Here is a 22,440-nt window from a genome sequence, read left to right as displayed (position 1 = left end):
GATGGACTGGCGTGGCCGCGACCGGCGCTTCCACACCGCGGGCTCGGCGGCCTGGCTGGGCTGGGGCGTCTCGCTCTCCCTGCTGGGGTTCGGGCTGGCGACCCGGGTCGCGCAGATCGCCGGGGCGCTGGGCCGCGGCCAGGGCACGGCCGCGCCGGGGGGCGGCGTGCGTATGCTCCGCGGCCACATGTCGCGCTTCGCCGAGCCGCAGGACCCGGCCTTCCGGGAGATGAACACGTCGCTGGGCTTCGACCGGCGGCTGTGGCCCCACGACGTGGCGCAGTCGCGTGCGCACGCGCGGATGCTGGCCGCCCAGGGCATCATCACGGAGCCCGACCGCGACGCGATCCTGGCCGGCCTGGACGGCGTGGAGGCCGAGCTGCACGCGGGGACCTTCCCGTTCGCGCCCGACGACGAGGACATCCACATGGCCGTCGAGCGGCGGCTGACCGAGCTGGCCGGCGCCCCCGGCGGCCGGCTGCACACCGCCCGTTCACGCAACGACCAGGTCGTCACCGACGTCGCGCTGTTCACGCGCGACGCCGCGCGCTCGGCGCAGGCGCAGCTCACGGTGTTCATGGAGGCCCTGGTCGACGCCGCCGAGCGCCACCTCGACTGGGCGCTGCCGGGCTACACCCACCTCCAGCGCGCGCAGCCCGTGTACCTCTCCCACCATCTGCTGGCCTGGTTCTGGATGGCCGACCGCGACCGCGGGCGCTTCGCCGCCGCGGAGGCCGCGTGCTCGGTCATGCCGCTGGGCGCCGGCGCGCTGGCGGGGGTGAACTTCGACACCGACCGCGGCATGGTGGCCCGCGAGCTGGGCTTCGCCTCGGTATCGCCGAACTCGATCGACGCCGTCGCCAACCGCGACTTCATCCTGGACTACCTCGCCGCGGCCGCGACGTGCGCCACGCACCTCTCCCGCCTGGGGGCCGAGATCGTGCTGTGGTCCAGCTCGGAGTTCGGGTTCCTCGTGCTCCCCGACGCGTGGTCGTCGGGGTCGTCGATCATGCCCCAGAAGAAGAACCCCGACGCCGGCGAGCTCCTGCGCGCCAAGGCGCCGCGGATCGTCGGGCACCTCCAGGCGCTGCACGGGGTGATGCACGCCCTCCCGTTGACCTACAACAAGGATCTCCAGGAGGACAAGGAGCACCTGTTCGACAGCGTCGACACGATGCGGCTGTGCCTGGCCGCGGCGACCGGCATGGTCGCCGGCGCGCGCTTCGACCGTGAGCGCATGTCGGCCGCGGCCTCCGACGAGCTCATCGCCGCGACCGACCTGGCCGACCTGCTCGTCAAGCAGGGCATGCCCTTCCGCGAGTCCCACGGCGTGATCGCCGGCCTGGTGCGCGAATCGGTCGAGTCGGGCCGGTCGCTGGCCGACGTCGCGGTCCCCGCCCTCGGGCAGGACGCCCGGGCCGTGCTGGCCCAGAGCTCGTGGCTGGAGTCCAAGGCGTCGGAGGGCGGCACCGCGCTGGGGCGGGTGCGCGAGCAGCTCGAGCAGGCGCGGGCCCGGCTGCGGTGAGCCTGCCCGCGGCCTTCTACGACCGCCCGGTCGTGCAGGTCGCCCGCGACCTGGTGGGCTGCGTGCTCGAGCACGAGGGCTGCGCGGGCGTGATCGTCGAGAGCGAGGCCTACCACCACTCGGAGGCCGCCTGCCACGCCTACGTCGGTCTCACCGCGCGCACGTCGGTGCTCTACCGCGGCCCCGGGACGGCCTACGTCTACCGGTCCTACGGGATCCACGCGCTGCTCAACGCCGTCTGCGAGCCCGAGGAGGTCGGCGCGGCGGTGCTCATCCGCGCACTGGAGCCCATCGAGGGCCTGGACCGCATGCGCGAGCGCCGTGGTGTCGCCCGCGACGTCGACCTGGCCAACGGCCCGGGCAAGCTGACCCAGGCGCTGGGCATCGACCTCGAGCTCAACGCCTCGAGCCTGGTGGAGGGGCCGGTCCTCATCCACCCGCCCGAGGACGGCGCGGCGCCCCCGGTGCTGCTGGCCGGCCACCGCATCGGGATCACGAAGGCCGTCGAGCTGCCCTGGCGCTTCTGCGCCGCGGGCAGCCGCCACGTGTCGCGGCCGTGGCCGCCGGGCCTGCGCGCGACGCTCGCGCGCGGCTGAGCTCAGCCCGCGCCGGTCCCGCCGGTGCCGCCCGTGGTGGGCGCGCCGCCGGCGGGCGGGGTCGCGGGGGTGGTCGTCGGCGCCGCCGGCGTGGGGGCCGGCGCGGGGGTGGGCGTCGTGGGGGTGGGGCTGGGGGCCGGGGTGGCCTGCTGCGGGGTGGTCGCCACCGGTGCCTGCGCGTCGGGCGACGTGCCGCCGCTCGAGCCGCCCGTGGTGCCCGAGCCCTTGGGCGCGGCGCCCTCGCGCGGCGGCGCGGGCGGCGTGACGGTGGCCGGGGCCGAGCTGCTCGGGGTGCTGCCCGAGGGCAGCGGTGGCAGGCCCTGGCGGGCGCGCTCCTTGGCGTTGCGCGCGTCGGCGATCCGGTTGGCGGCGACGACGAAGTCGTGCCAGATCATCGCCGGGAACGTGCCGCCGGTGACGGCCGAGCCGCGGAACTCCGTCAGCATCGGCTTGAGCGTGTTGGGGTAGCCGACCCAGACGGCGATCGTCCAGCGGTCGGTGAAGCCCACGAACCAGGCGTCGCCGGAGTTCTCCGTCGTGCCGGTCTTGCCGGCGGCGAAGCCGCCGTACTGCGCGCGCGTGGCGGTGCCGAACTTGACGGGGCCCGTCAGCAGCTGGGCCTCCTCGTCGGCCAGCTTCTGGGACAGGATCCGCTTCGCCTTGAGCTGGTTCTTCTTGACGGTCTTGATGCCGTCGCCGGTCTCGCGGTCGATCTCGTGGATCCCGACCGGCCCGTCGTCGGCGGTGCCCAGCGTCCCGCTGATGCGCCGGCCGTGCGCGGCGAACGTCTCGTATGCGTGGGCCATGTCGAGCGGGGTAACGCCCTGGCGCAGGCCGCCGAGGGTCATCGCCAGGTTGGAGGACACCGGCGTGCGGATGCCCATGCGCTCGGCCAGCCGGGCGACCTTCTTCGTGCCGACCTTGATGCCCAGCGCGGCGAAGACCGAGTTGTCGGAGAACGTCAGGCCGTTGGCGACCGTCGACTGCCCGGCGTACTCGTTCTCGAAGTTGTTGACGACGAACTGCTCGTTCTTCCCGACCTTGAAGACGCGCTTGCGTGAGGGGAACACCGTGCCGGGACCGATGCCCTGGCGCAGCGCCTCGGCCAGGATGAAGGGCTTGAACGACGAGCCGGGCTGGCGCTGGCCCTGGGTGGCCAGGTTGAAGGGCGAGGTGTTGTAGTCGCGGCCGCCGACCATCGCACGGACCTCGCCCGTCTCGTTGTCGATGGCCACGACCGCCGCCGTCGGGCCGCCCGCCCACGACAGGTAGGTGTTGACGGCCTGCTGGGCGGCCTTCTGGAGGTCGAGGTCCAGCGTCGTCGTGACGCGCAGGTTGCCCTCGAACGCCTGCTGGGGGCCGACCTGGTCGACGAGGCTCTGGCGGACCCAGGAGACGAAGTACTCCGTGCCGGGCTGGGTGTCCAGGTGCGGCGGGGCCAGCTTGTAGAAGGGCTGCTGCTGGATCGCGTCGGCGTACTGGGCCTGCGTGATGCGGTCCTGCTGCAGCATCTTCTTGAGCACGAGGTTGCGGCGCTGGATCGCCGCGGCCGGGTGGGCCACCGGGTCGTAGGCGCTGGGCGACGCGATGATCGCGGCGAGCATCGCCGCCTCGGCCGGCGTCAGCTCGCTGGCGCACATCGGGTGGTTCGGCGTGCCGCAGTTGTTGTGGTTGGGGTCGGCGCCGAAGTACGTGCGCGCCGCCGCCTCGATGCCGTAGGCGCCGTTGCCGAAGTAGACCGAGTTGAGGTACTCGGTGAGGATGCGCTCCTTGGACCACTTGCGCGTGAGGTGGTAGGCCATCGCGGCCTCTCGCAGCTTCTCGAAGACCGTGCGGTTGTGCTGGGCCTGCAGCGCGTTCTTGACGAACTGCTGGGCGATGGTCGAGCCGCCCTGGGCGCTGCGGCCCTGGATGACGTCCTGGTAGAACGCGCGCCCGATGCCGCGCAGGTCGACGCCCGAGTTCTCGTAGAAGCGCTGGTCCTCGACGGCGATGACCGCGTACTTGGCGTTCGCGCCGATCTCGTCGCTGGTCACGATGATCCGGCCCTGGTTGGAGGCCAGCGTCGCGATCCGCTTGCCCTGCACGTCATAGAGGACCGAGTTCTTGCGCTTGGCGACCTGGGGCAGCTGCTCCAGCGCGGGCAGGTCGGACGCGACGGCCATCATCATCCCGAAGACCGTCGAGATCACCGCGAGCACGGCCAGCGGCAGCAGGATCGCCAGGAGCCGCAGCTTCTTGACCTTCGGCTTGACGCGCTTGCGCGGGGACGCGGCGGCGTCGGGGACGGGTGCGAGGTGCGGTCCGGTCGGGTCGCTCATGCGAGGTGGCGCCTGGGAGGACGGCGCGGCACGGAGGCGTGTCCGGGCGGCGGCGCGAGCCCCGGAGACGCGCCCTGACTCTAGCATTGGGCCCCGTATGGCCACCCCACCCGAGACCGCCGCGGCGCTGCTGCGCAACGCCCATCAGTCGCTGCCGCACGGGGGCCTGGCGCACAAGCTCGCGCTCGCCGGCTCCGCGGGGCGGCCGCTGCGCGTCAAGCTCGGCCTGGACCCCACCGCGCCCGACATCCACCTGGGCCACACCGTCGTCCTGCAGAAGCTGCGCGAGTTCCAGGACCTCGGCCACCGGGTGGTCCTCATCGTCGGCGACTACACCGCGCGCGTCGGCGACCCGAGCGGGCGCTCCTCCACGAGGCCCGTGCTCAGCGGCGAGGAGATCGACGCCAACGCCGACACCTACCGCCGGCAGGCCTTCAGCGTCCTGCGCGACGACCCCGACCTGCTCGAGGTCCGGCGCAACGGCGAGTGGCTGGACATGCCGGCCGAGGAGCTCTTCCGCCTCGCCCGCGTGGCGACCGTGGCCCAGATCCTCGAGCGCGACGACTTCGCCCGGCGCTTCGCCGCCCGGCAGCCGATCTCCGTCCTCGAGACGCTCTATCCGCTGCTGCAGGGCTATGACTCCGTGGCCGTGGAGTCCGACGTGGAGCTCGGCGGCACCGACCAGACGTTCAACCTGCTGCTGGGGCGCGACGTCCAGCGCGCCTACGGGCAGCCCGAGCAGGTCATCCTGACCATGCCGATCCTGCCGGGCATCGACGGATCGGAGAAGATGTCCAAGTCGCTGGGCAACCACGTCGGCGTCACCGAGGCCCCCGAGGAGCAGTTCGGCAAGACGATGCGCCTGCCCGACGCGGCGATGGACACCTGGTTCGAGCTGCTGGCGGTGCCGCGCCCGCCCGAGGGCACTGGGCCGCGCGACGCCAAGCGCGCGCTGGCCCGGGGCATCGTGGAGCGCTTCCACGGCGCGGCGGCTTCCGCGCGCGCCGAGGCGCACTTCGACCGCCTCTTCGTCACCCACGACGCCCCCGCCGACGTGCCCGAGCACGCCTTCGAGAGCGGCGGCCGGCCGGTGCACCTGCCGGCGCTGATCGCCGACGCGTTCGGGCGCTCACGGTCCGAGGCGCGCCGGCTGCTGACCCAGGGCGGCGTCCGCCTGGACGGCGAGGCGCTCGGGGAGGCCGACCTCGACGTCGCCGCCGAGCGCCTGGACGGGGGCCTGCTGCAGGTCGGCAAGCGTCACTTCCGGCGGCTGCGGGCGGCCTAGCCGGCGGCCATGACGGTCCACGGGGGTCAGCTGCGCCTGAGCACGCCGGGCCACGGCGCGGTTCTGGACCTCACGGAGGGCGTCCGCGCCGTCGTCGCGCGCAGCCGGGTTCGAACCGGGATCGCCGTGGTCTTCGTGGGCGGGGCGACCGCCGCGGTCACCACGCTCGAGTACGAGCCGGGGGCGGTGGCCGACCTCCGGGCGCTGCTGGACCGCCTGCTGCCGCCCGGCGCGGGCTACGAACACGACGCGCTCAACGGCGACACCAACGGCCACGCGCACGCCCGCGCGGCGCTCATCGGGCCGTCGGAGACCGTGCCGTTGGTGGGCGGCGAGCTCGCCCTGGGCACCTGGCAGCAGATCGTGCTCTGCGACTTCGACGACCGCCCGCGTGAGCGCTCGGTCGTCGTCCAGGTCCTCGGCGACTAGGGCCCGCGAGCCCGGCCCCGGGCACGTGGCGACATTCCGCCGCGATGTGTGTCTATACTGCCGCCCCGCGGAGCAGGAACGCCAGGCCTGGCCTGGGGCCCACGCCCCGCATCGAGTGGTGCTAAACTGCTCGATCCCGCCCCAACAGGCCTCGGCCTTGGGGGGCGTCCTTTCGAAGGTGACCCCTTCCCGACAGGGCGCGACGGTCTTTGAAAACTCAACAGCATGCGCACCTTTCGGGTCAGCCGGCTCGAAGGTGTGCGTCCAGGTTCGACCCGTCGGATCTCCTCGGAGATCGCGACGGTCTGAGAAAGCAATCCCGTCATCACCTGGGGGCATCCCGTGTATGGGGCCTCCGCATAGGTTTTGACAGCTCTTCGTACCCCGGCGCGCGCTCTCGAGCGTGTGTCGGATCACTTCACGGAGAGTTTGATCCTGGCTCAGGACGAACGCTGGCGGCGTGCTTAACACATGCAAGTGGAGCGACGAACCCGAGCTTGCTCGGGGGCAAAGCCGCGAACGGGTGAGTAACACGTGGGTAACCTGCCCTGTTGATTGGGACAACCCCGGGAAACCGGGGCTAATACCAAATGTGCTCCTTCCGCATCAGTGGATTGAGGAAAGGAGGCTTCGGCTTCCGCAACGGGATGGGCCCGCGGCCCATTAGCTTGTTGGTGAGGTAACGGCTCACCAAGGCTTCGATGGGTAGCTGGTCTGAGAGGACGATCAGCCACACTGGGACTGAGACACGGCCCAGACTCCTACGGGAGGCAGCAGTGGGGAATCTTGCGCAATGCGCGAAAGCGTGACGCAGCAACGCCGCGTGAGGGAAGACGGCCTTCGGGTTGTAAACCTCTTTCAGTTGGGACGAAGCCTTGGCGGTTAATACCCGCTTGAGGTGACGGTACCTTCAGAAGAAGCCCCGGCTAACTACGTGCCAGCAGCCGCGGTAATACGTAGGGGGCAAGCGTTGTCCGGAATCATTGGGCGTAAAGCGCGTGTAGGCGGCTTGGTAAGTCCGCTCTGAAAGCCCGGGGCTCAACCCCGGGAGGCGGGTGGATACTGTCAAGCTCGAGTCCGGAAGAGGCGAGTGGAATTCCTGGTGTAGCGGTGAAATGCGCAGATATCAGGAGGAACACCAATGGCGAAGGCAGCTCGCTGGGACGTGACTGACGCTGAGACGCGAAAGCGTGGGGAGCAAACAGGATTAGATACCCTGGTAGTCCACGCCGTAAACGATGGGCACTAGGTGTGGGAGGTGTCGACTCCTCCCGTGCCGAAGCTAACGCATTAAGTGCCCCGCCTGGGGAGTACGGCCGCAAGGCTAAAACTCAAAGGAATTGACGGGGGCCCGCACAAGCAGCGGAGCATGTGGTTTAATTCGACGCAACGCGAAGAACCTTACCTGGGCTTGACATGTGCCTGACCGCCCTGGAAACAGGGTTTCCCTTCGGGGCAGGTTCACAGGTGGTGCATGGCTGTCGTCAGCTCGTGTCGTGAGATGTTGGGTTAAGTCCCGCAACGAGCGCAACCCCCGTCGCATGTTGCCAGCATTTAGTTGGGGACTCATGCGAGACTGCCGGTGACAAACCGGAGGAAGGTGGGGATGACGTCAAGTCATCATGCCCCTTATGTTCAGGGCTACACACGTGCTACATTGGCGCATACAGAGGGCTGCGATACCGCGAGGTGGAGCGAATCCCTCAAAGTGCGTCTCGGTTCGGATTGCAGGCTGAAACCCGCCTGCATGAAGGTGGAGTTGCTAGTAATCGCGGATCAGCATTGCCGCGGTGAATACGTTCCCGGGCCTTGTACACACCGCCCGTCACACCACGGGAGTGAGCAACACCCGAAGCCGGTGGCCTAACCCGCAAGGGAGGGAGCCGTCGAAGGTGGGGCTCGTGACTGGGGTGAAGTCGTAACAAGGTAGCCGTAGCGGAAGCTGCGGCTGGATCACCTCCTTTCTAGGGAGTCCCGATACAGGGACCCGTACGGCACGGCGCCGTGGCCGGCCGTTGTCTTCGCCGCAAGGCGATCGCAACGGAAGCGAGCCATCGGCTTCCGACCGTGCGGCCTAGTACGTCGACCGAACCTGGCCGAGCCAGCCGGCTCTCGCATCTGCGAGAGCCCACCGCGCACACATCGTGCGGTGCCGCACCTCGCGGAGCTCGAGCTCGTGCATGCTGTTGAGTTTTGAGAGACCGCATCCGACCATCCGTCGGGCGCACCTCTCGGCGACCCTTGAAAACTGCACAGCAGCCACATGCCTGATCTCATCCAACGCGAGATCAGGCAGTTGCCTCCCCTTCATCATCCGATGAGCCGGGGAGGCACGGGTATCACCGGGCGGATCCTCTTAGCGGATCCGTTCGAGATCACCGTCAAGATAGTAAGGGCACATGGTGGATGCCTTGGCACCTAGAGCCGATGAAGGACGTGGACGACTGCGATAAGCCACGGTGAGGCGTTGAACAGCCTTTGACCCGTGGATTTCCGAATGGGGAAACCCGGCGCCGGTAATGCGGCGTCACCGACGGCTGAACACATAGGCCGTTCGGCGGCAAGCGGGGGAAGTGAAACATCTCAGTACCCCGAGGAAAGTAAATCAACCGAGACTCCCTGAGTAGTGGCGAGCGAAAAGGGATCAGCCCAAACTCCGTACGTGTAAGTGGCCACACGTTGCGTACGGGGGGTTGTAGGGCGTTTGTTCCAGGCCGTGGCCGGCCTGGCGGCAGTTACAAAATCATGTGGTAGTCGAAGCACGTGGAACCGTGCACCAAAGAGGGCAACCGTCCCGTAGACGAAACTGCATGATCTGCCGTCAAGCGTTCCTGAGTAGGTCCGCACCCGTGAAACGCGGACTGAAACTGGGGGGACCACCCTCCAAGGCTAAGTACTCCTAGGTGACCGATAGCGGACTAGTACCGTGAGGGAAAGGTGAAAAGTACCCCGGAAGGGGAGTGAAATAGTACCTGAAACCGCGTGCCTACAAGCGGTGGGAGCAGACTTGTTCTGTGACCGCGTGCTTTTTGCATAACGAGCCGGCGAGTTACTCGTCTGCGGCAAGGTTAAGCGATGAGCGGAGCCGTAGCGAAAGCGAGTCCGAATAGGGCGATTCAGTCGTAGGCGGTAGACCCGAAACTGAGCGAGCTACCCATGGGCAGGTTGAAGCGGGGGTAAGACCTCGTGGAGGACCGAACCGACCTAGGTTGAAAACTGGGCGGATGACCTGTGGGTCGGAGTGAAAGGCTAATCAAGCTCAGTGATATCTGGTTCTCTCCGAAATATATTTAGGTATAGCCTCGCGTAAATTGCGTTGTGGCCGTAGAGCACTGTTTTCCCTAGGGGGCCCACCAGCTTACCGAAGGAAGGCAAACTCCGAAGACCATTACGTGTACCGCGGGAGTCAGTTGCTGGGGGATAAACTTCAGCGTCAAAAGGGAAACAGCCCAGACCGCCAGCTAAGGTCCCTAAGTGTCTGCTAAGTGGGAAACGATGTCCGAATGCATAGACAACCAGGAGGTTGGCTTAGAGGCAGCCACCCTTGAAAGAGTGCGTAACAGCTCACTGGTCAAGTGTTCGGGCGCGGATAATGTAACGGGGCTCAAGCAGATCACCGAAGCTGCGGGTGCGTGTTCTTCGGAATGCGCGCGGTAGGAGAGCGTTCCCAAGCGAGTGAAGCGGCGGCGGAAGCCAGCCGTGGACGCTTGGGAAGTGAGAATGCCGGCATGAGTAACGAAAGAGGGGTGAGAATCCCCTCCACCGATTGCCCAAGGTTTCCTGAGCAACGTTCGTCGGCTCAGGGTTAGTCAGGACCTAAGGCGAGGCCGAAAGGCGTAGTCGATGGCCAACAGGTTGATATTCCTGTACCACGTCGAGATCGTTTGACCGATGGGGGGACGAGGAAGGCTATGGAATCCCAGGCGATGGTCGTCCTGGGGTAAGCGTGTAGGGGTGGACCTAGGCAAATCCGGGTCCGCATAACCTGAGGCGCGATGCCAGCTGGCCCAAGGGCCGGCGAGTTCCGGACGCCATGCCTCCAAGAAAAGCCTCTAGGGAGAACTCGCGTGCCTGTACCAAAACCGACACAGGTGGGCAAGTAGAGAATACTAAGGTGATCGAGATAACCCTCGCTAAGGAACTCGGCAAAATTGCCCCGTAACTTCGGGAGAAGGGGCGCCCCAGTAGGGTGAAGGTCTTCGCGACTGGAGCCTGAGGGGGCCGCAGTGAATAGGCGCAAGCGACTGTTTACCAAAAACACAGGTCTCTGCTAAGTCGAAAGACGACGTATAGGGGCTGACGCCTGCCCGGTGCCGGAAGGTTACGTGGAGGTGTTAGGGTTCGCCCGAAGCACCGAAGCTAAGCCCCGGTAAACGGCGGCCGTAACTATAACGGTCCTAAGGTAGCGAAATTCCTTGTCGGGTAAGTTCCGACCTGCACGAATGGCGTAACGACTTGCGCGCTGTCTCAGCGAGGGGCTCGGTGAAATTGCAGTCTCGGTGAAGATGCCGAGTACCCGCGGCTAGACGGAAAGACCCCGTGAACCTTTACTACAACTTGGTATTGGCGTTCGGTGCATTTCGCTCAGGATAGGTGGGAGGCTTTGAAGCCCCGGCTGCGGCCGAGGTGGAGCCAACCTTGAGATACCACCCTTGATGTATTGGACGTCTAACTCTGCGCCGTGAATCCGGGCAGAGAACAGTGCCAGGCGGGTAGTTTGACTGGGGCGGTCGCCTCCCAAAATGTAACGGAGGCGCACAAAGGTTCCCTCAGCACGGTCGGAAATCGTGCGTAGAGTGCAAAGGCAGCAAGGGAGCTTGACTGCGAGACAGACATGTCGAGCAGGTGCGAAAGCAGGTCTTAGTGATCCGGCGGTAGCAAGTGGAAGTGCCGTCGCTCAACGGATAAAAGGTACTCCGGGGATAACAGGCTTATCGGGCCCAAGAGTCCACATCGACGGCCCGGTTTGGCACCTCGATGTCGGCTCGTCGCATCCTGGGGCTGAAGTAGGTCCCAAGGGTTGGGCTGTTCGCCCATTAAAGCGGTACGCGAGCTGGGTTCAGAACGTCGTGAGACAGTTCGGTCCCTATCTGCCGTGGGCGTTGGAGAATTGAGAGGATTTGCCCCTAGTACGAGAGGACCGGGGTGAACGGACCTCTGGTGTATCTGTTGTCCTGCCAAGGGCATAGCAGGTTAGCTACGTCCGGATCGGATAACCGCTGAAGGCATCTAAGCGGGAAGCCGGCCTCAAGATGAGTTCTCCCATCCCCTTGAGGGAGTAAGAGCCCTGGAAGACCACCAGGTTGATAGGCCAGATCTGGAAGTGCGGTAACGCGCGAAGGAGACTGGTACTAATGGCTCGAGGGCTTGACGGTTTTTATTATCTCTTTGCGGTGATACCCTGTGGTGGGCTGTGCGGTTTTGAGGGTCGCCGGGAGCTCTCTTGAGTTTCCGGTGGCTTTAGCGAGAGGGAAACACCTCTTCCCATTCCGAACAGAGCAGTTAAGCCTCTCAGCGCCGATGGTACTTGGCTCGCAAGGGCCCGGGAGAGTAGGACGCCGCCGGTTTATCTTCACGAGCCGCCCTCCGGGGCGGCTCGTCGTCGTTGTGGGGCACGTGCTGCGCTAGCGGTGGCCGATGGTGACCACGTCGCCCGGGTCGCCGGCGAGGCAGCGGCGCACGCCCCCGCGCTCATCGGCGATGGGGCGCGCGATCGCGAGGCCGTGCGCGCAGGCGGTGCAGGGGACCGCATCGACGTCGGCGACCTCGATGGAGCGGTCTCCCTCGAACACGTGGGGTCGCTGGCCGTGCGGTGGCCGAGGCCCACGATGGGCTGTATGGCCGGGACGGTCGGTGAGCGCAGCACGACCATGTCGTCCTGCTCCGTCGCGACCTCGAAGCCCAGCACATCCTCGTAGAACCGGCGCGTCGCCAGCGGATCCTCGGTGGCGACGACGGACATGGCTCGGCGGATGCTCATCGGGCGACGGCACCCGCCCGTCCGGCGAGGACAGACGCGGTCGGCAGCGAGGGCCGGGACCGCGTCTGGGTCGGGCGCGATCCCGGCCCAGACGCGCCGCGGGCCGCCTGGTGGCGGCCCGCTCGCTGAGGCACTTCGCTCTCGCATGGTCTCCGCGCCCGGCCTCCCAGGACGGGCGCTTGAGGAGTCACCGCATGGATGATGAGGTGCTGCGCCGTGCCGGCGGGCGGTGGGCCAGCGGCGTCGTGCAGCGATGGGCCCGCGGGGCCACCGCACCGGGCCGGCGCGCGCGAGAGGGGGCGCGCAGCGGCACACGATGGGGGTGCTCCGCAGGGTCGTCGGCGTGGCGGCGCGGCAGCTCATCGGAGAGCGTGGCGAAGGCGACGGCCAGGTCGACGGCACGCCGGACGGCCGCACGCAGGGAGCGCTTGGCCGGCCGGGGATCTGCGGTGGGGGAGAACATGTGTTCGTAACCGTAGGAGTGCGAGCGGACGGATGGGCGCGGAGGCCGAGGGGCCGCGGGCTTTCGGCTCTCCAGAGCCAAATAGGGGCACGATTCCTGCATGGGATCTTGCACCCGGCGCCCCGTCCGCACGCCGCCGGGGCCGACGCCTGGGCCACCGAGCCCGGCGGCCCGTCGCACGGTCGCGGCGAACGTACGCTCGCCCCCGGCCCGGGCCTAGACCGTCGTGCCCAGGGAGGACCAGACGTCGAGCTTGGTCCGCACGCGGCCGATGACGTCGGTGGTGAACTCCGAGGTGCTGCTGTGGCCGCCGAGGTCGGGGGTGCGCACGCCGGTCGCGGTGGCCTCCAGGACGGACTCGTAGATCGCCCGCGAGGCGCGCTCGGCGCCCGGCAAGCCCCGGTCGGCGGCGTAGTTGAGGACCGCGCCGCAGGCCAGGATCATCGCCATGGGGTTGGCGATGTCCTTGCCGAGCAGGGCGGGTGCCGTGCCGTGGGGCGCCTCGGCCATCGCGACCTGCGTGGTGAAGTCCTCGTCGAAGGCCAGGAGGACCGACTCGGCCCCCGCGATGGAGCCGAACATCGGCATGACGAGGTCCGAGAGGCAGTCGCCGTCGCGATTGAGCGCCGGGATGACGAGCGGGCTGTCGGCGGCCCCCGAGACCAGGCCGGCGTAGGTCGCGTCGATCAGCACGGGCTGGTACCAGACGTCGGGGTGGCGCTGCGCGGCGGCGTCGAGCTCCTCCTTGAGCATGCCCTCGTAGACCGGCGAGACCGTCCACTTCGGGCCGCCGTAGACCTTGCCGCCCATCTTCTTGGCCGTGCGGAAGGCGTACTCGGCGACCGCGGCGCACGTCCCGCGGGTGATCTTCTCGGTCCGGTAGGCGATCTCGTCGGCGCCGCCCTCCGGGCCCTCGCGCCACTGCTTGGCGCCGTAGGCGTCGTCGACGGCCATGCGCACCACCGAGATCGGCAGGTAGACGCCCGCGATGGGGGTGACGCCGGGGATGCGGCGGCCCGTGCGGATGATGACCTTGCCGTCCACGCCCTCGCGCACGATGCGGTTGGGCGAGCCGACGTCGTCCTTGCCCTCCGGCGTGATCGTCGCGGCCTTGATGCCCAGGCCGGAGGCGCGCATCGCGGCCGCGGCGTCGTGGACGATCTGGTTGCCGGTCTCGCGGCGGCGCTCCAGCGAGAGGTCAAAGCGCTCCAGGACGATCGGGAGGCCGACGACGTCGGGCTCCAGGACGCGGAGCGCCTGCTCGAGCAGCTCCTGCCCGGTCTCGTCGCCTTCGAGGATGGTGATGGTCAGGGGTGCGGTGGCCACCCCCGGAAGGTAGCCCGTCGTCCGGTCCTCCGGCGTGGCGGCTACCCTGCCTGGCGTCATGGCCGAGCAGTGCAGCTGGTGTGCCGCGAGCGTCGGAGCCGACGACGGCTTCCGAGTCGCCGAGCCCGAGAGCGACCACAAGGCCGTCTTCTGCCGCCTGGAGCATGTCGTGCCGTGGGTCATCCACGGCGCGAGCTGGGACCGGGGGCGCATCGTCACCGACGGCGAGCCCGACGACGCGCTGGGGCGCTGCGCGCTGTGCGGCGACCACCTCGCCGAGCGGCGTGTGCTCGTCGTGCGCCACCGCGGCCGGCACCGCATCGCCGACGCGTTCTGCCGCCTGGAGCACCTGCACGACTGGGCCAGGGGCGGCGGCCGCTACAAGGCCGCGTCCTAGGCGGTGGGCGCGACCATCACCGCGCGGCGATCCAGGGTGTGGTGGCGCGCCAGGGCCAGCACCGCGCTGAGCCCGGCGCCACCGGCCGAGACCAGGAACGCGGCGCGCCAGTCGGCCGCGTCGACGATGGCACCGGCGGCCCAGTTGCCGATCGCCAGGCCGAGCACCAGCGAGGTCACCGGCCAGGTGTAGGCCTCGGTCTCGGCGCCCTCGGGGGCGACGTCGCCGGCGATCTGGTTGCCCGCGGTCAGCGTCGGCGCGATGCACACACCCGCCAGCAGGGCCAGCGGCGCCATGACGAGGATGGACGGTGCGGCGGCCAGCGGCAGGTAGCCGATGGGCAGCAGGGCGGCCAGCCGTGCGTAGCGCCGGCCCGGCGCGTCGCCCCAGGCCCGCGAGCCGTACCAGAGCCCGCCGACCGCGCTGCCCACCGACCAGACCGCCACGAGCACGCCTGCCAGGTTTCGCGACCCGTGGTCCTCGCTGAACGCGGGCAGCGTGACCTCCATGGCCCCGAAGCAGAAGCCCATCGGCAGCGTGCACAGCACGAGCGTGCGGATGCCGGGAGAGCGCAGCGCGCCGAGCAGGCCGTGGCTGCCCGCGTGCTCGGAGATCACCCAGGTCCGGACGGGCGGCTGTAGGAGGAACAGGCCCAGGCCCAGCAGCAGCAGCACCGGCGAGAGCACGAGCGCCACGGCGGGGTCGGCGGCCGCAGCGATGACGGCGACGAGCAGCGGCCCGACCGTGAACACCAGCTCGATCATCACGCCCTCCAGCGCCAGGGCGGTGCCGAGCAGGTCGTCGGCCTCGCCGTGCAGGATGCGCGGCCACAGCGAGCGCGAGATCGAGCCCAGCGGCGGGATGAACGCCCCCGCGGCGATCGCCAGCAGCGCGCAGGCCCACACGGGCGCCCCGCTGACCCCGCAGGCCACCAGGCCGCCCATGGCCGCGGCGTGCAGGAGGGCCAGGGGGACCACGACCCGGCGCAGCCCGCGGCGGTCGATGAGCCGCCCGATCACCGGCGAGGACAGGCCCAGCGCGGCCCCGAAGGCCGCGGCCACCGCCCCGGCGGCGCCGTAGGAGCCCGCGTGCTCGCGCATGAAGAGCACGAGCGCCAGCCCGTTGATGCCGATGGGCAGGCGTGCCGGGATCTCGGCCAGCAGCAGGGCCCGCGCGTGCGGCGCGCGGAGCACCCGCGCGTACCGCTCACGGGCCGCCACGGGTCAGGCGGGCTCGGGGTCCGGGCTGCGGCCGTGCAGCCCGAGCTCGTCGGCGCGCGCCTCCAGCGCCGCGATCACCGTGCTGAGGTGCTCGTCGAGGTCGACACCGAGCTCGGCCGCACCCTCGCGCACGTCGTCGCGGCTGACCGCGGCGGCGAAGGCCGGCGTCTTGAGCTTCTTCTTGACCGACTTGGGCGTCATGCCGTGGATGCCCTCCGGGCGTACGGCGGCGCATGCGAGCACGAAGCCCGACAGCTCGTCGACGGCGAACAGCGTCCTGGCCATCTGCGTCTCGCGGGCGACGCCGAGGAAGGGCGCGTGGCCGGCGATGGCGTCGACGAGCTCCTGTGGCGCGTCGCGCTCGCGCAGGTGACGGATGATCGTCCGCGGGTGGCCCGCCTCCGCGTCGTCCATGTCCGGATGGCGCTCGTAGTCGGCGTCGTGCAGCAGCCCGGCGACCGACCAGGCCTCCTCGTCGGCGCCGAACCGGCGGGCGTAGGCGGCCATGGACGCCTCGACGGCCAGGCAGTGGCGCCGCAACGAGTCCGATTGCACCCATTCGGTCAGGAGGTCCCAGGCCTCCGCGCGCGAAACCTGCGAGGACATGGCTGTTACCCTAGCCCAGCGCCCCCGGACGGCATTCGGACGCATCGGCGGGCGCACGACCGATCGCATGGAGAAGTTCGTCATCGACGGCGGTGAGCCGTTGTCGGGCAGCGTGGTGCCCGCCGGCAACAAGAACGCCGCCCTTCCCTGCCTGGCCGCGTCCGCGCTCACCGCGGACGAGGTCGTCGTGCGCAACGTGCCGCGCATCCGCGACGTGCAGGCGATGGTCGACCTGCTCGAGCACCTCGGCGCCACGGTCGAGTGGCGCGGCGAGCACGAGGTCGCGATCTGCGCCGCGGGCATCACGGAGGACTCGCTCGTGGACCCGCGCCTGTCCGCGCGCATCCGCGCCTCGTTCCTGCTGGCCGGCCCGCTGCTGGCCCGCTTCGGCCGCGCCGACATGCCGCCGCCCGGCGGCGACGTCATCGGCCGCCGGCGCCTGGACCCGCACCTCGACGCCTTCCGCGCCCTCGGCGCGCGCGTCGAGCGCCACGACAGCTCCAACCTGGTGCTGGCCGGCCGCCTGCGCGCCGGCGAGGTCTTCATGGACGAGCCCTCGGTCATGGGCACCGAGAACGCCCTGCTGGCCGCCGCGCTGACCCCGGGCGAGACCTCCATCTTCAATGCCGCGTGCGAGCCGCACGTCGTCGACCTCGCGCGCATGCTGGTCAAGATGGGCGCCGACATCCGCGGCATCGGCTCCAACGTCCTGCACATCACGGGGACCGACATCCTCGGCGGCACGACGCACGACATCGGGCCCGACCACATCGAGATCGGCTCGTTCATGGCCATGGCGGGCATGAGCGGCGGCGAGATCCGCATCAAGGACACCGAGCCCGACGACCTGCGGATGATCCGCCTGGTCTTCCGCCGCATCGGGCTGGAGACGCGCATCGACGGCGCCGACGTCCTGGTTCCCGGCGGCCAGAAGCTCGTCGTCGAGCGCGACCTCGGCGAGCACACCAGCAAGGTCCAGGACGGGCCGTGGCCGGCCTTCCCGGCCGACCTGACATCCATCGCGGTGGCCCTGGCCACGCAGAGCGAGGGCGAGGTCCTCGTCCACGAGTGGATGTTCGAGTCGCGCCTGTTCTTCTGCGACAAGCTCATCTCGATGGGCGCCAACATCTTCATCGCCGACCCGCACCGCGCGCTCGTGCACGGGCCTCGGCGCCTGCGCGCCGCGCGGGTCGAGTCGCCCGACATCCGGGCCGGCATGGCCGTGCTGCTGGCGGCCCTGTGTGCGGAGGGGACGACGGAGATCGGCAACATCCGCCAGATCGATCGCGGCTACGAGCGGATCGACGAGCGCCTGCGCGAGCTCGGCGCCAGCATCGAGCGCGTCGCCGAGCACCCGGTCGCGGCCTAGGGCCGCGGGTTCGGGGCCGGCGTCTGCCGCGCTCGCCCGGAGGCGGCTCTCCCCACTCGCGGTCGACCTCGTAGGCTCCCGGGTCGCGATGATCCACCCGACGCCCAGCGGCACCCGCGACGTGCTGCCCGACGAGATGCGGGAGCTGCGCGCCATCACCGAGGCGATGCGCGCCGTCTTCGACCGGCGCGGCTACGGCGAGGTCTGGACCCCCACGATCGAGTTCGAGGACGTCCTGCGCCGCGGCGAGACCGGGGTCGACCCGGCCTACCGCGTCTTCGACGACCACGGCCAGGTCATGGCCCTGCGCCCGGACATGACCGTGCCCATCGCGCGGGTGGTGGCGACGCGCTACGCCACGGCGGAGCCGCCGCTCCGCTTCTCCTACTTCGCCCACGCCTACCGCGGCGTACGCCCGCACCGTGGCCAGATGCGCGAGTTCCTGCAGGCCGGCATCGAGCTCGTGGGCGCCCCCGGGCCCGACGGGACCGTCGAGGCGCTGACCGTCCTGTGCGAGGCCCTGGACGCCGTCGGGCTCGTCGGCTACCGGATCGCGCTCGGCACGGCCGCGCTGTACCCGGCGCTCCTGGACACCTTCGACGTGCCCGCCGACGTGCGCGACGTGCTGCTGGCGGCGCTGCACGCGCGCGACTTCGTGCGACTGGAGAACGAGGTCGATGCGCGTGGGCTGCACGACGCGCTCGTGCGCGTGCCGCAGCTGCGCGGTGGCCCCGAGGTCCTCGACGAGGTGACCGGCGGCGAGGCCGACGGCCTGCGAGCGGTGCTCGGCGGCCTGGGCGCCGACGTCGCGCAGCGGATCGTGCTCGACCTCGGCCTGGCCCGCGGCCTGGGCTACTACACCGGCTCGGTCTTCGACGTCCTGGACCCCGCCCTCGGCGAGCCGCTGGGTGGCGGCGGGCGCTACGACGACCTGCTCGCGCGCTTCGGCCGGCCGCTGCCCGCCGTGGGCTTCGCGCTGCACGTCGACCGCCTGCACCTGGCGCTGGCCGGCGAGGAACGGGGAACGGGATGACGACCCCGGCGCTGACCATCGCCGTCCCGCGCGGCGCGCTGCTGGGCGACACGCTCACGCTCCTGGACGCCGTCGGCGTCGACACCAGCGAGGTGCGGGCCAACGACCGCAAGCTGCTCTTCGACGACGTCGGGATCGTCACCATGCGCCCCTCCGACGTGCCGACGTACGTCGAGGCCGGTGCCGCCGACGTCGGCATCACGGGCAAGGACGTGCTGACCGAGCAGGACGAGCGCCAGGTCGTCGAGCTGCTCGACCTGGGCTACGGCCCGTGCCGGATGATCCTGGCCACGATCGCCACCCCGCCCTCCGAGCCCGACCCGGCCGCCGAGGCGCTGCGGCGCCTGGGGGTCATGCGCGTGGCCACGAAGTACCCCAAGACGGCCGCGCGCTACTTCGACGCCACGGGGCGCCAGGCCGAGATCGTCGAGGTCAAGGGCTCCGTCGAGCTGGCCCCGTTGACCGGCCTGGTCGAGGCCATCGTCGACCTCACCGCCACGGGCACCACGCTGCGCGAGAACGGCCTCGTCATCCGCGAGGAGATCGAGCGGTCCACGGCGCGGCTCATCGCCAACCCCGTGGCGCACAAGCTCAAGGCCGCCGCCATCGACGAGCTCGTCACCCGGATGCGGGCCGCCGGCGGGACCGTGACGGCATGAACGTCGCGCGGGTGCAGGTCGACGGCGATCCGGTCGCTGCCGCCGCGTCCCTGCGGGCGCTCGCACCGCCCGGCGTCTCCGTGTCGGGCACGGTCAGCGAGATCGTCGCGTCGGTCCGCGCCCGCGGCGAGTCCGCGCTCATGGAGTACGTGGAGCGCTTCGACCGCGTCGACGGGCCGCTGCGCGTGGAGCGCCACGAGTGCGAGGAGGCGCTGGCCGCGCTGGATCCCGCCGTGCGCACGGGGCTGGAGGTCGCGGTGCGCAACGTCCGCGCCGTCGCCGAGGCCGGCATGGCCGACGACCTCGACGTCGCGCTGCCCGAGGGCCAGACGGTCACGCTGCGCGAGGTCCCCGTCCGCCGCGCCGCGATCTACACGCCGGGCGGGCGCAACCCGTACCCGTCGACGGTCGTCATGGGCGTGGTGACCGCCCGTGCCGCCGGTGTCGACGAGGTCGTCGTCTGCGCCCCCGGCGCCCACCCCGTCATCCTCGCGGCCTGCGCGCTGTGCGGCGCCGACGAGGTCTGGCGCATGGGCGGCGCGCACGCCGTCGCCGCCCTGGCCTACGGCACCGACACCGTGCGCCGGGTCGACGTCATCGCCGGCCCCGGCTCGCTCTACGTCCAGGAGGCCAAGCGCCAGGTCGCCGGCGACGTCGGCATCGACGGCTTCGCCGGCCCCAGCGACGTCCTCGTGCTGGCCACGGCCGGCGCCGACCCGCGGCTCGTGGCGCTCGACCTGCTCGCCCAGGCCGAGCACGGCGACGGCACGATCGTCGTGCTGGTCACCGACGACGCGGCGCTGCGCGAGGCCGTCGGCGCGATCGTCGACGCCGAGGCGGCCGGGATGGACGCCGCGGGCGCCCTCGTGCTCGTGCCCGACCCGGCCGCGGGCCTGGCCGTCGCGGAGGCCTTCGCGCCCGAGCACCTCCAGCTCATGGGCGGCGCCGCCGAGGCGCTGGCCACCGAGGTCCGCAGCGCCGGATGCGTGTTCGTCGGGTCCCAGAGCGCGACCGCGTTCGGCGACTACGTCGCCGGCTCGAACCACACGCTGCCCACCGGCGGCGCCGCCCGCTTCGCCTCCGGGCTGTCGACCCGCCACTTCCGCCGGCGCATGAGCGTGGTCCGGATCGGCGACGCCGCCGGCGCCCTGGCGCGCGCCGGCGCGCCCGTCGCGCAGGCCGAGGGGTTCGACCGGCACGCGGCGTCGATGCGGGTGCGCGAGAATCCGAGCGGATGACGCGCACCGCCGAGATCGCCCGGGCGACGAAGGAGACCGACGTCACGCTGACGCTCGGCCTCGACGGCCGGGGGGAGGGGACGCGCCGGACCGGCGTCGGCTTCCTGGACCACATGCTCGACCTGCTCGCCCGCCACGGCCGCCTGGACCTCCAGGTCGACGTGACCGGCGACCTGGAGACCGGGGCGCACCACACCGTGGAGGACACGGGCATCGTCCTGGGCCAGGCGCTGGACCGTGCGCTGGGCGACCGGGCCGGGATCCGGCGCTACGGCCACGCCGTCGTCCCGATGGACGAGGCGCGCGCCGCCGTGGCCCTCGACCTCTCCGGGCGCCCGTACCTCGCCTTCGAGGCCGACCTGCCCCCAGGCGGGACCGGCAACTTCGACCACGAGCTGACCGAGGAGTTCTTCCGGGCCGTGGCCAACGGCGCCCGGATGACGCTGCACGTCACCGTCGAGACGGGCACGAACGCCCACCACATGATCGAGGCCGCGTTCAAGGCCTTCGCCCGCGCGCTGCGCGAGGCCGTCTCGATCGACCCGACGGAGACCGGCGTGCCGTCCACGAAGGGGACGCTGACGGAGTGAGCGCCACGATCGGACTCGTCGACTACGGCATGGGCAACCGGCGCTCCATGCAGAAGTCCCTCGAGCGCGCGGGGGCGACCGTCGTGCTGACCGGCGACCACGACGCGCTGCGTGCCACCGACGGGATCGTCGTCCCCGGCGTGGGCGCGTTCGCCGCCGCGATGCGCCTCCTGGAGGCCACGGGCCTCGACGCGCTGATCCGCGAGCGCGCCGCCGCCGGCGTCCCGGTGCTCGGCGCCTGCCTGGGCATGCAGCTCCTCTTCGAGCATGGCGCCGAGCACGGCGGCGCCGACGGCCTGGGCCTGCTGCCCGGCGAGGTCGTCCCGCTGGCGCCGCGCGGCCTCAAGCTCCCGCACATCGGGTGGAACCAGGTGCGCTGGGTGCGCCCCTCACCGCTGAGCCAGGGCCTGGCCGACCCCACGCCGTTCTACCACGTGCACTCCTTCGTCCCCGCCCCCTCCGACGACGACGTCGCGATCGGCATGAGCGACTACGGCGTCGAGTTCGCCAGCGTCGTCGGCCGCGGCAACGTGTTCGGAACCCAGTTCCACCCCGAGAAGTCCTCGCGCGACGGCATCGCGCTGCTGGCGAACTTCATCGGCGTGTGCGCCCCCGTGGAGGCAGCAGCAGCGTGATCCTGTATCCGGCGATCGACATCAGCGATGGCAAGGCCGTCCGGCTGATCAAGGGTGACTTCAACCAGGTCACCGTCTACGAGGACTCCCCGCTGGAGGCCGCCCGCGCCTGGGTGCAGGCGGGCGCGCGCTTCCTGCACATCGTCGACCTCGACGGCGCCCGCTACGGCGCGCCGCGGTCGCTGGACCACCTCGAGCAGATCACGAACGAGCTCCACGTGCCGGTCCAGTACGGCGGCGGCCTGCGGACGCTGCCGGCCGTCCGCGACGCGCTGCGCGCCGGTGCCGAGCGCGTGATCCTCGGCACGGCGGCGTTCAACGACATCGACTTCCTCGACGACGTCCTCGGCGCGTTCCGCGACCGCGTGATCGTGTCGGTCGACACGCGCGGCGGCCACGTCTCGACGTCGGGCTGGCAGGAGACGACCCAGATGCCCGCCGACGCGGTCATCGAGCGCCTGCAGAACCGCGGCGTGCGCTCCTTCGTCTACACCGACGTCGACCGCGACGGCATGCTCGGCGGGATCGACTTCGATGAGGTCCGGCGGATCGCCCAGGTCGTGCGCGGGCGCTTCCTGTACTCGGGCGGCATCGGGTCGCTGGAGGACCTGCGCGGGCTGCGCGACCTGCGCCAGGTCAACCTGGGCGGCGTCATCGCGGGCAAGGCGCTGTACGAGGGCCGCTTCACGATCGCCGAGGGCCAGCAGGCGCTGCAGCCCGAGCCCAGCGACCGGCGGCCCGGCCGGGTCGTGCCCGCCGCCGACTGAC

General features: G+C 70.3%; 18 protein-coding genes and 3 rRNA genes. 15 read left to right on the top strand and 6 right to left on the bottom strand.

The window, feature by feature from the left end; genetic code table 11:
- Position 1 precedes the first annotated feature (1 nt).
- Positions 2-1,525: an argininosuccinate lyase gene (argH, locus tag FSW04_RS17370; protein ID WP_228430532.1), complete on the top strand. Its 1,524-nt coding sequence runs from the start codon at positions 2-4 to the stop codon at positions 1,523-1,525.
- Complete coding sequence (locus FSW04_RS17365) at positions 1,522-2,121, top strand: DNA-3-methyladenine glycosylase (protein ID WP_146921533.1); 600 nt, start codon at positions 1,522-1,524, stop codon at positions 2,119-2,121. Before argH ends, FSW04_RS17365 begins: the two co-directional genes overlap by 4 nt.
- A gap of 2 nt (positions 2,122-2,123) precedes the next feature.
- Here FSW04_RS17365 and FSW04_RS17360 read toward each other — a convergent pair whose 3' ends face one another.
- Entirely contained in the window at positions 2,124-4,442 is a 2,319-nt protein-coding gene (locus tag FSW04_RS17360) for a transglycosylase domain-containing protein (protein ID WP_187368868.1), read from the bottom strand.
- A gap of 97 nt (positions 4,443-4,539) precedes the next feature.
- On the opposite strand from FSW04_RS17360, the gene tyrS reads away from it, so the two are divergent.
- The 5 genes from tyrS to rrf all read left to right on the top strand — a co-directional run bounded on the left by tyrS (position 4,540) and on the right by rrf (position 11,723).
- A complete protein-coding gene (gene tyrS / locus FSW04_RS17355) occupies positions 4,540-5,727 on the top strand; it encodes a tyrosine--tRNA ligase (protein ID WP_146921529.1) in 1,188 nt (395 codons plus the stop codon).
- A 9-nt stretch (positions 5,728-5,736) separates the two neighbouring features.
- On the top strand, positions 5,737-6,156 hold the full coding sequence (locus FSW04_RS17350; RefSeq protein ID WP_146921527.1) for a secondary thiamine-phosphate synthase enzyme YjbQ: 420 nt from the start codon (positions 5,737-5,739) through the stop codon (positions 6,154-6,156).
- Positions 6,157-6,573: 417 nt separating this feature from the next.
- Positions 6,574-8,120 (top strand): 16S ribosomal RNA (locus FSW04_RS17345).
- 415 nt (positions 8,121-8,535) lie between these two features.
- Positions 8,536-11,531 (top strand): 23S ribosomal RNA (locus tag FSW04_RS17340).
- Positions 11,532-11,606: 75 nt separating this feature from the next.
- Positions 11,607-11,723, top strand: a 5S ribosomal RNA gene (gene rrf, locus FSW04_RS17335).
- The 16S, 23S and 5S rRNA genes sit together here, the layout of an rRNA operon.
- Before the next feature lie 57 nt (positions 11,724-11,780).
- Here the strand turns inward: rrf and FSW04_RS26225 are convergent.
- The 3 genes from FSW04_RS26225 to FSW04_RS17325 form a co-directional block, all read right to left on the bottom strand.
- A complete protein-coding gene (locus tag FSW04_RS26225; RefSeq protein WP_187368867.1) occupies positions 11,781-11,948 on the bottom strand; it encodes a VOC family protein in 168 nt (55 codons plus the stop codon).
- Between the two features lie 375 nt (positions 11,949-12,323).
- Entirely contained in the window at positions 12,324-12,599 is a 276-nt protein-coding gene (locus FSW04_RS17330) for a hypothetical protein (protein WP_146921525.1), read from the bottom strand.
- 216 nt (positions 12,600-12,815) lie between these two features.
- Positions 12,816-13,925: an isocitrate/isopropylmalate family dehydrogenase gene (locus tag FSW04_RS17325; protein ID WP_228430531.1), complete on the bottom strand. Its 1,110-nt coding sequence runs from the start codon at positions 13,923-13,925 to the stop codon at positions 12,816-12,818.
- A 58-nt stretch (positions 13,926-13,983) separates the two neighbouring features.
- Between FSW04_RS17325 and FSW04_RS17320 the strand changes: the two genes are divergently transcribed.
- Positions 13,984-14,322, top strand: a complete 339-nt coding sequence (locus tag FSW04_RS17320) for a hypothetical protein (RefSeq protein WP_146921521.1) — start codon at positions 13,984-13,986, stop codon at positions 14,320-14,322.
- On the opposite strand, the gene FSW04_RS17315 is transcribed toward FSW04_RS17320, so the two are convergent.
- Together FSW04_RS17315 and FSW04_RS17310 are read right to left on the bottom strand one after the other, a co-directional pair.
- On the bottom strand, positions 14,319-15,515 hold the full coding sequence (locus tag FSW04_RS17315) for an MFS transporter (RefSeq protein ID WP_187368866.1): 1,197 nt from the start codon (positions 15,513-15,515) through the stop codon (positions 14,319-14,321). The two genes, FSW04_RS17320 and FSW04_RS17315, sit on opposite strands and share 4 nt — an antisense overlap.
- A gap of 30 nt (positions 15,516-15,545) precedes the next feature.
- Positions 15,546-16,148: an HDIG domain-containing metalloprotein gene (locus FSW04_RS17310; RefSeq protein ID WP_146921517.1), complete on the bottom strand. Its 603-nt coding sequence runs from the start codon at positions 16,146-16,148 to the stop codon at positions 15,546-15,548.
- A gap of 67 nt (positions 16,149-16,215) precedes the next feature.
- On the opposite strand from FSW04_RS17310, the gene murA reads away from it, so the two are divergent.
- The 7 genes from murA to hisA all read left to right on the top strand — a co-directional run bounded on the left by murA (position 16,216) and on the right by hisA (position 22,439).
- Complete coding sequence (gene murA / locus FSW04_RS17305; RefSeq protein ID WP_146921514.1) at positions 16,216-17,517, top strand: UDP-N-acetylglucosamine 1-carboxyvinyltransferase; 1,302 nt, start codon at positions 16,216-16,218, stop codon at positions 17,515-17,517.
- A gap of 88 nt (positions 17,518-17,605) precedes the next feature.
- Positions 17,606-18,550: an ATP phosphoribosyltransferase regulatory subunit gene (locus FSW04_RS17300; protein WP_146921512.1), complete on the top strand. Its 945-nt coding sequence runs from the start codon at positions 17,606-17,608 to the stop codon at positions 18,548-18,550.
- On the top strand, positions 18,547-19,209 hold the full coding sequence (gene hisG, locus FSW04_RS17295) for an ATP phosphoribosyltransferase (RefSeq protein WP_146921510.1): 663 nt from the start codon (positions 18,547-18,549) through the stop codon (positions 19,207-19,209). Before FSW04_RS17300 ends, hisG begins: the two co-directional genes overlap by 4 nt.
- Positions 19,206-20,447 (top strand): histidinol dehydrogenase, encoded by a 1,242-nt coding sequence (gene hisD / locus FSW04_RS17290; RefSeq protein WP_146921508.1) that lies wholly within the window; start codon positions 19,206-19,208, stop codon positions 20,445-20,447. The genes hisG and hisD overlap by 4 nt, the downstream gene beginning before the upstream one ends.
- The gene (gene hisB / locus FSW04_RS17285; RefSeq protein WP_146921505.1) at positions 20,444-21,037 is read left to right on the top strand and encodes an imidazoleglycerol-phosphate dehydratase HisB; all 594 of its coding nucleotides are present in this window, start codon (positions 20,444-20,446) and stop codon (positions 21,035-21,037) included. Before hisD ends, hisB begins: the two co-directional genes overlap by 4 nt.
- On the top strand, positions 21,034-21,672 hold the full coding sequence (gene hisH, locus FSW04_RS17280; RefSeq protein WP_146921503.1) for an imidazole glycerol phosphate synthase subunit HisH: 639 nt from the start codon (positions 21,034-21,036) through the stop codon (positions 21,670-21,672). Before hisB ends, hisH begins: the two co-directional genes overlap by 4 nt.
- On the top strand, positions 21,669-22,439 hold the full coding sequence (hisA, locus tag FSW04_RS17275; RefSeq protein WP_146921501.1) for a 1-(5-phosphoribosyl)-5-[(5-phosphoribosylamino)methylideneamino]imidazole-4-carboxamide isomerase: 771 nt from the start codon (positions 21,669-21,671) through the stop codon (positions 22,437-22,439). The genes hisH and hisA overlap by 4 nt, the downstream gene beginning before the upstream one ends.
- The last annotated feature ends 1 nt before the right edge of the window (position 22,440 follow it).

Source organism: Baekduia soli, from assembly GCF_007970665.1.
Taxonomy (GTDB): domain Bacteria; phylum Actinomycetota; class Thermoleophilia; order Solirubrobacterales; family Solirubrobacteraceae; genus Baekduia; species Baekduia soli.
This window is presented reverse-complemented; position numbering and strand designations above follow the sequence as displayed.